Annotated in this window: 10 protein-coding genes and 1 pseudogene; 6 read left to right on the top strand and 5 right to left on the bottom strand. The window is 45.8% G+C overall.

The genetic code is table 11. The features are described from left to right. The first annotated feature begins 553 nt into the window (after window positions 1-553). Genes ABFX15_RS05410 through ABFX15_RS05385 form a run of 6 tightly spaced genes read left to right on the top strand, consistent with a single transcriptional unit; the run spans window position 554 to window position 5,875 of the window. A complete protein-coding gene (locus tag ABFX15_RS05410; RefSeq protein WP_346024462.1) occupies window positions 554-1,111 on the top strand; it encodes a hypothetical protein in 558 nt (185 codons plus the stop codon). Beyond that, window positions 1,108-2,145 carry a 3-deoxy-7-phosphoheptulonate synthase gene (gene aroF, locus ABFX15_RS05405; RefSeq protein WP_346024461.1) on the top strand — a complete coding sequence of 346 codons (1,038 nt, stop codon included), beginning with the start codon at window positions 1,108-1,110 and terminating at the stop codon, window positions 2,143-2,145. The genes ABFX15_RS05410 and aroF overlap by 4 nt, the downstream gene beginning before the upstream one ends. Window positions 2,146-2,157: 12 nt before the next feature. Continuing rightward, on the top strand, window positions 2,158-3,246 hold the full coding sequence (gene aroB / locus ABFX15_RS05400) for a 3-dehydroquinate synthase (RefSeq protein WP_346024460.1): 1,089 nt from the start codon (window positions 2,158-2,160) through the stop codon (window positions 3,244-3,246). Beyond that, complete coding sequence (aroA, locus tag ABFX15_RS05395) at window positions 3,243-4,508, top strand: 3-phosphoshikimate 1-carboxyvinyltransferase (RefSeq protein ID WP_346024459.1); 1,266 nt, start codon at window positions 3,243-3,245, stop codon at window positions 4,506-4,508. Before aroB ends, aroA begins: the two co-directional genes overlap by 4 nt. After that, window positions 4,505-5,593, top strand: coding sequence for a chorismate synthase (aroC, locus tag ABFX15_RS05390; RefSeq protein WP_346024458.1), 1,089 nt, complete (start codon window positions 4,505-4,507; stop codon window positions 5,591-5,593). Before aroA ends, aroC begins: the two co-directional genes overlap by 4 nt. Then, window positions 5,594-5,875 carry a chorismate mutase gene (locus ABFX15_RS05385; protein ID WP_346024457.1) on the top strand — a complete coding sequence of 94 codons (282 nt, stop codon included), beginning with the start codon at window positions 5,594-5,596 and terminating at the stop codon, window positions 5,873-5,875. A 56-nt stretch (window positions 5,876-5,931) separates the two neighbouring features. Here ABFX15_RS05385 and ABFX15_RS05380 read toward each other — a convergent pair whose 3' ends face one another. The 5 genes and pseudogenes from ABFX15_RS05380 to ABFX15_RS05360 form a co-directional block, all read right to left on the bottom strand. Continuing rightward, window positions 5,932-7,176 (bottom strand): glutamate-5-semialdehyde dehydrogenase, encoded by a 1,245-nt coding sequence (locus ABFX15_RS05380; RefSeq protein WP_346024456.1) that lies wholly within the window; start codon window positions 7,174-7,176, stop codon window positions 5,932-5,934. Window positions 7,177-7,207: 31 nt separating this feature from the next. Then, window positions 7,208-8,023, bottom strand: a complete 816-nt coding sequence (gene proB / locus ABFX15_RS05375; protein ID WP_346024455.1) for a glutamate 5-kinase — start codon at window positions 8,021-8,023, stop codon at window positions 7,208-7,210. A gap of 719 nt (window positions 8,024-8,742) precedes the next feature. Beyond that, window positions 8,743-9,960 carry a hypothetical protein gene (locus ABFX15_RS05370; RefSeq protein WP_346024454.1) on the bottom strand — a complete coding sequence of 406 codons (1,218 nt, stop codon included), beginning with the start codon at window positions 9,958-9,960 and terminating at the stop codon, window positions 8,743-8,745. 14 nt (window positions 9,961-9,974) lie between these two features. Continuing rightward, complete coding sequence (locus ABFX15_RS05365; protein WP_346024453.1) at window positions 9,975-10,823, bottom strand: hypothetical protein; 849 nt, start codon at window positions 10,821-10,823, stop codon at window positions 9,975-9,977. Next, window positions 10,820-11,341 (bottom strand): annotated as a pseudogene (locus ABFX15_RS05360) (ATP-binding cassette domain-containing protein); the annotation flags it as partial. The gene ABFX15_RS05365 and the pseudogene ABFX15_RS05360, both read right to left, overlap by 4 nt. Between the last annotated feature and the right edge of the window lie 145 nt (window positions 11,342-11,486).

Genomic DNA, 11,486 nt, shown 5'->3' with positions numbered 1-11,486 from the left:
TTTTTTCTTCACCCAACGGGTGAATAAGGAATAGATTGATAAACCTTATCAAAGCGGGATAAATGCCTGTTATGACAAAGTACTATGAATTATTCAGGAAACAATAATTATTTTTAACTTATCCCTTGACATTTATTTTTATACTTGCTAACATTGTGAGCACAGTTAGTTAATGACTGAAACCAATTGAGGAGTGTTTAACATGAATAAAGAATTAAACAACTTAATCACGCCACAATTGAATCGTTATTACTTTAGCTTCTTTAGAAACAATCTATGGAGGCTAGAGCACTTTAAGCTGTCTTAAAAAACAGTGCCCCATAGATTCCATCAGGACATCGAATGGGCGCACACTATAAATGAACTATTAATTTATATATGTGAATTTAACCAACGCTGCATTCGATTATCCTGTTTAAGTAAAACAGATAACCGGATGCAGCTTTTTGTTTATCCTGAAGTCGGTTGGGATGGCAAGTCAGCTTATTTGGTTGTCTGACACGAAGCAACTGTACACACCAAGTTACTAAGATATGTCAGTGGAGGAGATCAGATGATTATTCACACATTAGGGCCGGAAAGTACAGACAGTTACGCCGCAGCCCAGTCGTTACTACAGGCAGAGGAGGATGACATTGTTGGCTATCCGTCATTCGATACCATCCTTCATGAACTCGAACGGCTCAAAGGCGACTGCGTTCTGTTTCCCGTAGCCTTTCAGAGTGCCAGAAAACCCTATGGATGGAAAGAATTCAACTACGATTATTGGGAGAAAATAGAGCTGCTTCAAGTTTTCGCAAAGAAAACCAAGCCGATGGTTCTGGTAGAAAATCGAGACAGAAAAATGGACAGCGCCATGATTCATCCGGCAACAGAGATTTTTCTGGAAAAATACTTGAACAAAGTGAATGAGACACTTCCGATCACCTACACTGACAGCAAGATCAAAGCCTGGACTGCTTTTAAAAATATGGGTCTGAAATACACGATTATCAGCGAAGATGTGTTTGAAAAGGAAAAAAAAGACAATTATCAGATTGTTGAGCGTTATGAGCCTCAAATGGTCTGGTGCTTGTATAAAATAAAAGATGAAGAGGAGAAAATAAAATGATTATTGTATTAAAACAGGGAACAGGTTCAAAAGCGATTAAAGAAATTACAAAGAAGGTTGAAGAACAAGGGGTATCAGTCAGTCATTTCTCAGATATAAAACGAGACTTTCTAGGTGTGATTGGAGATACTAGTGCTATTACACATCGTCTACAGGCACGTCCGGAAGTCGAGCAGATCGTCAGAGTTGAAGAACCGTACAAGCGGGCCAACCGTAAATTTCATCCGGAAAACTCGATTATAGAAGTTGGTCAGGAAACTATCGGTGGAGACCAGCTGGGGATTATTGCCGGCCCGTGTTCTGTAGAAAGTGAAGAACAGATTGTTGACGTAGCGAAACGAATCAAGAAAGCTGGGGCCAATTTCTTAAGAGGGGGAGCGTTCAAACCGCGTACATCTCCGTACAGCTTCCAGGGACTGGAACTTGAAGGGCTGCGTATGCTTCAGACGGCCAAGGCAGAAACAGGCCTGCCAATTGTTACTGAGCTGATGTCGACTAAATGGATCGATGAATTCGTAGAATCCGTTGATTTGATCCAGATCGGCGCTCGTAATATGCAGAACTTTGACTTGTTGAAAGAAGTAGGGAAAACGAAGACCCCTGTCCTTCTTAAACGTGGACTGTCTGCAACTTACAAGGAATGGTTGATGTCTGCGGAATACATCATGTCAGAAGGAAACGAGAACGTTATTCTCTGTGAACGAGGCGTCCGCACGTTCGAACCGGAAACGCGTAACACACTAGATATTCAGGCGGTACCGGTCATCAAAAAACTGTCTCACCTGCCGATAATTATCGATCCAAGCCACGCGGGCGGTATGTCTTACCTGGTTGAAGCTGGAGCAAAAGCAGGGATCGTCGCAGGAGCAGATGGGCTGATGATCGAGGTACACAATGATCCGGAAAACGCATGGAGCGACGGAGAACAGTGCCTGACACCAGACGAATTCGGACTTCTGATGGAGAAAGCCGAGAAGCTGGCATCAGTTGAAGGCCGTACTGTTCCTCTATCCACTCAGAAAGTATCTAATTAAGGAGTCATTCAGATGAATGAATTGAACGTCAACTTGCCGCAGGCGTCTGTATCATATGCGATTAAAATTGAAAAAGGGCTGCTTCAGAAAGTCGGGAAAGAAGTGGCTCAACTGACTAAAAGTCGACGAGTCGCCGTCATCACTGACAGAAATGTCGACAGCTATTACGGGGCTGCAGTTGAACAGCAGCTGGCTGATGAAGGCTTCGAAGTCAGCATGATCGTTCTGCAGCCGGGTGAGCAGACGAAGACACTCTCGATGATGCCCCAAATCTTTTCCCAGCTTATTGAAGCGGGACTGACCAGAAGCGATGTGATCGTTGCTTTAGGCGGTGGCGTAATAGGTGATATAGCAGGCTTTGCGGCTGCCTCTTACCTTAGAGGTATCGATTTAGTTCAGATCCCGACCTCCCTGCTCGCTCAAGTCGACAGCAGTGTCGGCGGAAAAGTAGGAGTGGATCTGCCGGAAGGGAAAAACCTGGTTGGATCCTTCTATCATCCGACACAAGTCATAATCGATCCGGAGGTTTTGAATACCTTGACGGATCACTACTTTGCGGACGGCATGGCTGAAGTCATCAAATACGGATGCATCTGGGATGCAGATTTTTTTGACAGTCTTTTAAAGCTTGAATCAAGAGATGCAGTGATGACAGAGATTGAATGGATCATTGCTAGGTGCTGCGACATCAAGCGAGAAGTTGTCGAGCAGGATGAGAAAGACAAGGGGCTGCGCATGCTTCTAAATTTCGGACATACGCTCGGACACGCGATCGAAGCCTACTATCACTATGAACACATTACACACGGACATGCAGTGGCGATCGGTATGGCAACCTTGACCGAAATTTCCGAAGCCAGAGAACTGACTGAAACAGGAACAGCTGATCAGCTACGACGCGTTCTGAAGATGCACCGGCTGCCATCTGAGATGGAGGATACAAAGGTGTATAATGACATTCTTTCGTTTGTAAGAAAAGACAAGAAACAACTCAACAATCAGCTCCATGTTGTTCTTCTCAACTCAATCGGCACGGCAGCTACTCATCAGACAGACGTCAGCTTTTTTGACTCACTTAGAACAGGAGGACAGGACCATTGACGGATTTAACACTTACACCAAATAGACTACAAGGAGAAGTGACTGTACCTCCATCTAAGAGCCTGGCACACAGAGCGATCATTTGTGCCGCACTGGCTGAGGGAACCAGCACGATCAGTAACATTCAGTTTTCCGATGACATTAAAGCCACGATTCAGGGAATGCGTGCCATGGGTGCTGAAATTAATGAGCAGGAAAATGCTCTCACGATTCAGGGTATCGGCCTTCAGTCGAAAAGCGTGGCGAATGATCAGTCTGAAGGGAAAGAATCAGATCCAGTTCGGACGATCGACTGCAATGAGTCTGGGTCGACATTAAGATTTCTTGTGCCTGTAGCGACTTTATTTGAAGGAAAGACCCGTTTCACCGGACGAGGGAAACTTGGTCAGCGTCCTTTGACGCCATACAAAGATTTATTTGAAAAACAGGGACTGGACTACGACTTAAAGGGCACGGAGCGTCTTGATCTTGTCATTGGGGGACACCTTTCACCGGATACCATCGAAATGAGAGGAGACATCAGCTCACAGTTCATCACAGGCCTTCTGATGACTCTGCCTTTTTTAAATGGCGACTCCAGAATTTACGTGACAACGCCTCTTGAATCCAAAGGCTATATCGATCTGACTTTACACGTTTTTGATCTGTTTGGACTTGAAATCAAAGTTGAGGATGAGGGCCAGACTTTTGTGATACCGGGTAATCAGAAGATGCAGGCAGCGGATTATGCTGTAGAAGGCGATTTTTCTCAGGCAGCATTCTTCCTCACAGCTAATCATATCGGAAATGATATCAGTCTATCTGGGCTCGACAGTCAGTCGCTGCAGGGGGACAAGGCTATACTGGACATTCTGAATAAACTGTCTGATGAAACAGAACGTGTAATCGACGGGTCTCAGTTTCCGGACATCATTCCAACAGCAGCTCTGGCAGCTGCTTTGAGTAAAGGTCACACGCGGTTCACCAATCTGGAGAGACTTAAGATCAAAGAAAGTGACCGTCTTGCAGCTACGCAGAAAGAACTCGAAGCGCTTGGAGCAGATATACAAGTTGAAGGCGATAGTCTCGTCATTCAAGGCGTGGATCAGCTCAAAGGGGGAGTGACGGTCTGGAGCCACAGGGACCACCGGATGGCTATGATGCTGGGGATTGCCTCTACGCGATGCGAAGAACCTATTACAATAAATGACACAGAATGTGTGGCAAAATCATACCCGCATTTCTGGGAAGACTTCAAACTATTAGGAGGACAATTTAAATGAGTGGCATTTGGGGAAAAAAACTTGAGCTGTCTTTATTTGGTGAATCTCACGGAGACGCCATAGGAATTACAATTAATGGGCTGCCGCCAGGATTTGAAATTGATCTGGACCAGGTACAAGTTGAAATGGCCAGACGTGCACCTGGCAGCAGTGATCTGACGACGCCGCGTAAAGAAAAAGATCTGCCGGAAATTCTGAGCGGATTCCTGGACGGGAAAACGACAGGGGCACCACTAACGGCCATTATCAGAAATACAAATACACGGTCAAAAGACTACAGTTTACTTAAGGATGTCATGCGACCGGGTCAGGCAGATTACCCTGGACGAATGAGATACAAAGGTCATAACGATCACCGAGGCAGCGGACATTTTTCCGGACGGATTACCGCACCGATCGTATTTGCCGGAGCCATCTGCCAGCAGTGGCTGAAGCAGAAAGGCATAACAGTCAGCTCCCATATCCAGTCAATCGGAAACATTGAGGATGAGCGGTTTGCGGACCAGAAAGAAGTCACCCACGAGCAGGCGGAAGCATTCAAGAAAGATCAGCTGCCTCTATTCGATGGTGAAAAGAAAGAAGCGATCCGGGATCTTATTCTCGAAGCGAAAGAAGAAGGAGACTCCGTTGGAGGCGTTGTTGAAACCTTTGTGCTAGGCATCCCGGCAGGATACGGGAATCCGTTCTTCGATTCAGTAGAGTCTACACTGGCTCATCTCGTATTTTCTGTCCCTGCAATCAAGGGAATCGAATTCGGTACCGGCTTCGATATAACCAGAATGAAAGGGTCTGAAGCCAATGATGAATACTACTACGATGAAAACGGGCAGGTGAAGACGCGCTCGAACAATAACGGAGGCATCATCGGAGGCATCACATACGGCATGCCGATCGTTTTCCGATCAGCAGTCAAGCCACCGGCATCGATCAAGAAAAAGCAGCAGACGATCAATGTCAGAGAAGGAAAAGCTGCCGAGCTAGAAGTCGAAGGCCGCCACGATCCTTGTATCGTTCCACGCGTCCTGCCCGTCCTTGAAGCAGTGACGGCTATTGCGCTGACCGATCTGATTCTGGGAGGAAACTAAATGACTGAACTGGACCAATGCCGCGAGGAGATTGACCTGATCGATCAGCAGCTGACGGCCTTATTTGAAAAACGGATGGAAACAGTGCTGAAAGTCGGCGAATACAAGAAGGCACATGATCTGCCTATTCTCGATGCAGGAAGAGAAGAAGCTGTGATCAAGAAAAACATCGAACGGCTCAGTAATCCAGCTTTCCACCGCGAGCTATCAGACTTCTACCAGGCACTGATGGCTATTACTAAAGAGACGCAGCAGAGGCTCATGGATGAATCGGAAGACTGAACACATAAAAAGACAAGCAGAATCCCCATTCAGGGATTGCGCTTGTCTTTTTCTAGTTATCTGATTTGTCCTTCGCCAAAGACAATGTATTTTGAAGAGGTCAGTTCAGGCAGTCCCATTGGGCCGCGGGCATGCAGTTTCTGAGTGCTGATCCCGATCTCGGCACCGAATCCGTACTCGAATCCGTCGGTAAAGCGTGTCGATGCATTGACATAAACCGCTGCAGAATCGACTTCACGGTGGAAGCGCTGGCCGGCAAAGTAATCAGACGTGACGATGGCTTCCGAGTGACCCGTGCTGTACTGATTGATATGCGCAATGGCTTCATCCAGGGAATCGACCACTTTTATAGCCAAGATGTAATCCAGGAATTCCGTTGCCCAGTCTTCTTCAGTAGCCGGAACGGACTCACTCAAAATAGCGGCAGCCCGGTTATCGGCTCGCAGTTCAACATTCCATTCAGCCAAGGCATCTTCAATGACTGGTAGATAATCTTCTGCTACATCTTTGTGGATCAGCAACGTTTCTGCGGCATTACAGACTGAAGGACGGTCTGTTTTAGCGTTGACGATGATGTCTCTGGCCATATCACGGTCAGCCGTCTGATCGATGTAGACGTGGACGTTTCCAGTTCCAGTCTCGATCACTGGTACCGTCGCGTTCTCGACCACTGCCTTGATCAGATTAGCTCCCCCACGAGGAATAAGAACATCAAGGTAGCGGTTCAGCTGCATCATCTCTCTGGCCGTTTCACGAGAGGTGTCTTCAAGGAGCTGAATCGAGTCAGTCGGAAGGGTGCTCTGTCCCAGTGCCTGACGCAGGCTCTGCACGATGGCTTTATTCGAGTTGAATGCCTCTTTGCCGCCGCGAAGAATCACGACGTTTCCCGATTTGAAGCAGAGTCCGGCTGCGTCTGAAGTGACGTTGGGACGTGCCTCGTAAATGATCCCGATCACGCCAAGCGGAACCGACTGCTTGCCGATCTTCAGGCCCGCGTCATTGGTCCACATGCTGTCCACTAGACCAACTGGATCTGGCAGAGAGACGATATCTTTAAGTCCCTGAGCCATAGCGGCAATACGGTCAGCAGTCAGTGTCAGTCGGTCCAGTAACGAATCACTGATGCCGGCTTCTCTGGCCCGATCGGTGTCTTTTTTATTTTCTTCTATTATAAAGTCAGTTGAATCGATCAAGGCGTCTGCCATAAGGGCGAGGGCCTCATTTTTTTCATTCGTTGTAGCCTGGGCAAGCTGTCGCTCGGCTTTCTTAGCTCGCTGACCGAGTTCAATAAGGCTTGTCATGTTGTGTCATCCTTCCTGATGTTCTGTTTTCTTAATCAAAGGGTGAAAATAGGGTCCCTATTTTCTCTCCTGACAAGATGCGGAACAGAATAGATAAATCTTCTCCGTTAGCCAGGATCATATTCTTCTTTGCTTCCAGTACGATTTGAGCTGCGTTCAGTTTGGTGATCATTCCACCGGTCCCGAACTTTGTCGAAGAGTCCTGTGCCAGTGAAAGAATGGTGTCGTTGATTTCGCTGATTGTATCGAATCGACTGGCGTCTTTGTATTTCATCGGGTTCTTGTCGTAGAAGCCGTCGATATCTGAGAGCATGACCAGCAGATCGGCATCGGTCAGTTCCAGAACAATGGCAGACAGGGTGTCGTTATCCCCGAAGCGCGTCAGGTGATCCAGTTCTTCAACGGAGACCGTATCGTTTTCATTGACGATCGGAATCACGTGTTTCAGAAGAAGCTGCTCGAAAGTATTGACCGTGTTCTGACGACTGACCGGGAAATCAGTTACGTCCTTTGTCAGAAGAACCTGGCCGACCTGGTGGCCGTAATTATAGAAGAACTGACTGTACAGACTCATCAGTTCCGTCTGGCCGATCGAGGCAATGGCCTGCTGCTCGGGAATCGTGACCGGACGTTCAGTCAGATTCATTCGGGCCAGACCGACACCGATCGCTCCGGACGAGACAAGAATGATTTCCTTGCCCTGATTCTTCAAGTCGCTCAGGACAAAGGACAGTTTTTCCATCTGCTGGAGGTTGATTGCGCCATTCGGGTACATGATGGTACTGGTTCCTACTTTGATTACGACCCGTTTGCTTTGTTTAATTGATTCACGTAAGTGTTCTGTCATAATTATTATTTCACCCAATCTGATACAGAGTAAAAGTCATTTGCTAACTTTAAAATAGTATAACAAGTTATGTTTGAAAATGCCAGATGGTTTGAGACTTGGATACGTTTAATATAAGGCTAAAATAGGTTTGAGTATGGATGAAATCAATCGGAGCGGAAGTTGTTTTACCGTATGTGCGGATCTTACTACAGTTTAGAGATCCATTAATAGAAGAAACTCTCGTTACAAGAGGATTAACTGGATGTCTTATCCAATTTACATCAAGGAAGTATAACTAGACGGGATCTAGTTATACTTCCTTGAAATATTTCCGGCAAAAGTGTCACCAGGAAGGCTCTAGCGGCAGTTAGCGGTGCAATAAGTTCTAAAACTGTAAGTAGACGTCTTATAGCTTGATTATCACTCAGGTGAAGCAGGCTGAAATGCAATTAAATTGCGTCTACTTCTATTTAACCAGGATCAAACTATTCTAAACTGGAGATAGAAGCAGATCCAACTGCAGCTTAGCTATAGCACAGCCGCCTCAGCTCCATCTAGACAGCAGCTCGACATCACATCCTCCCATTCCAGAGAAATAACCAGCAGAAGCCAGCCAAAAAGAAGCAAAACTGAAAACAGAAAAGCTTCAAATGGATGCGAATGCTATTCGCTTCCAAATAAAAAAGATAAACCGGGGAAGGGGGCCGCCGGTTTATCTTATAAGAGGTGGGACATAATTATAAAGGATTGATCTTGAAATCGAAGAGCATTATTTCGGTCGACCGGTCATTTTCCCGGTCTTCAAGTCCGAAGTAGCCGGAAAAGTCAGTACTGACCGAGTCAAGGTCAATGACCTGGAACATCGGACGACTATATCCGTCCTCTGAGTAATGGTCTTCATAAGCATAAACGTGTCCATTGACCAGCTGCATGCCTTGATTAAATGAATGATTGTAGTAATACACAGGCAGTCTGCCGATAGAAGGCGTGATCATGTCTGTTGAACCAAGTTTGTTTAATGATTCGTCAGTCACATTCCAGTCGTGCCAGTTAATCGTTTCTCCAAGGTCCTGTCCAACGATGACCTGTTCATCCTCGCTCAGGACAAGGGTCTCTCCTTTTTCGAATAAAGGAATCTCTTGAAAGTCACCGGTCTGGATATCATAGACATGAAAAGCGTCTGTCGTGTAGTCAGTGATTTCTCCATATTCGTCTTCCTCACCAGGCTGAAGGGATTTGAACGGGATGTACCGTTCGGTTCCTGTTGGAGAAAAAGAAATCTGAACGCTGCTTGAGTCAAGAGCCTGACCGACATTCACTTCGGGAGACAATGTGTCTTCCGGCTCATCGAAATTAAAGGTATAGATGTACCATCCATTTCCCATCTGTTCGTCAGCAACTTGAGTCGCAATCGTCAGTTCAGGTGCATGATAGTAACTGGCCACAACTCCTTGATAAGAAGCGCCTTCCAGTCTTACTTCATAAGACTGCTCCTCTTCCGAGTCTTTATCAAACAGCGAGATATCGAGCATGTTGTCGTCGAACATTCTGCGCCAGTTGACATCGCTGGCCATAGCTGTGTAGACGATCTCATCGTCTGTCTCGGTGAAATTGCTTATATTTCTGGCCTTTCCTCGCATGAAGGAGCGGTAGTCACTGACATATCTGTTGGCAACGGGATTGTATACGTAATCCAGATGTCTGAAGACGGAGCGGTTATTAAGATAGGAGAAGTCTCCATCCTTAAATTCGAAGGTACTGCTTCTTCCAGAGGACTGAGTGCTGTAGATATTGCCTATAAAGAATAAAGCGTCCAGTTCATCGGCATTTCCTTCTTCAGTGACCAGTTTAATCTCCGGCAAGCGTGTACCCGCCTGTATCTGGTAGATCCCAAAAGCTGATAGAGTCAGAACACAAAGAAGCACAAAGCTGATCAGTTTCGAATATTTTGTCATGTGTCTGCTCCTTTCTAAATCGTTATTTTTTTATTTAGCAGATGACGGCTGATGAGAAGAGAAGTTATCCCGATTATTGTCATCAGAACAATAATGAGTGCCATAATTTCGGAATCGAAGAAAAGATAATAATTCTGCACGAGATCGGGCAGGAAGGCTGGAAATACCGCTATCAGAACCGTAACGACTCCATAGGCGATTCCTAATCCTAGTCCTTTGAACGAATAACTCCTTTCCAAAAGAATCACTGTAAATAGCACAAGCATGAATGTCAGACCGATTCCATTCGCTGACAGGAAATAAAATGAAGAGACCGGCAGGATCACTGTGAAAAGTGGATGTATATTAAGAGCCTGATCTAAAGTCATGCCGGACAGCCAGTCGTCAGGAACGATAGCAGAAACGATCTGAAAGCCGATAGTCAAGGAAATGATCTGAACAGCAATCAGGCTGAAGATGGCAATATAGATGACGAACAGTTTCGAATAAAAGATCTGCATTCGAGGGACTGGGAGCATTAAAAGGCGGTAGGCAAAGGTATTCTTGCCCATCCATTCTCTATACCAGATAAAAAAGGAATAGAGAAGCAGTCCACTGATACCAAGAGTCGCGGGTGCCAGGAGCCACAGTGTACTGGTGACGTCGTAAAAAGAGAAACTGCCGAATCGCTCGATTGCCTGCTGGGCAGTGACTGATTCTGTCTGCATGTATTCATTCATCCGGCCGACATAGCGCATAGGTGGGTATATGAAACCGATCAGGTTAAGCAGCAGGGTCACACCGAGCAAAGTATAGAGAAACTTTGAGATACGATCCAGCTCGAACGCCGTCAGGTTAAGTAATGATTTCATATATTGTTTCATCCTGTGTAAACCTCCCTCATGACATCGATCACAGATTTTCCTTCTGTTTCACGCATGTGTTCCGCATTGAATACTTTATAAATTTTTCCTTCATCAAGCAGAATGACTTTATCCAGAAGGTGTTCAATGTCATTGATTTCGTGTGTTGTAATCAGCACGCCTCTGTCTTCCACCAGATAGCTGCTGAATACTTCGGTAATCTGTTCACGGGTAAAAATATCGATGCCGGAGAACGGTTCATCCATCAGAATATACTCGACATCGAGAGCCAGACCCAGAAGCAAATTGACTTTCGCCTGATTCCCTTTCGACAGATCACGCAATTTATCAGAAGCATTCAGCCTGAAGAATTTAAGAATGTCCTTGGCCCGTCTGGCATTCCAGGTATCATAATAGACATTCATGAAATCCATGCTTTCCTGAATCGTAAAGTGAGGCAGGGAGATGGACGCGTCAGGGATAAAAGCAATTTTATTATACAGAGCTGTTACCAGGGTTTCGCCATCGATGGTCACAGACCCTTTCTTGTAGAATAGGAAAGTATAAAGTTTTACCCGCTAGAAAGCCTATCACCTCAAACGTTAATCACTATCCTATGTGTAAAATAGTTGTCGGAAAGTAAAATAGTAGGGCAAGAAATTAAAGTAGACAAAAAGAAAGAAG

Source organism: Alkalibacterium indicireducens (genome assembly GCF_039522005.1).
GTDB lineage: Bacteria > Bacillota > Bacilli > Lactobacillales > Carnobacteriaceae_A > Alkalibacterium > Alkalibacterium indicireducens.
This window is presented reverse-complemented; position numbering and strand designations above follow the sequence as displayed.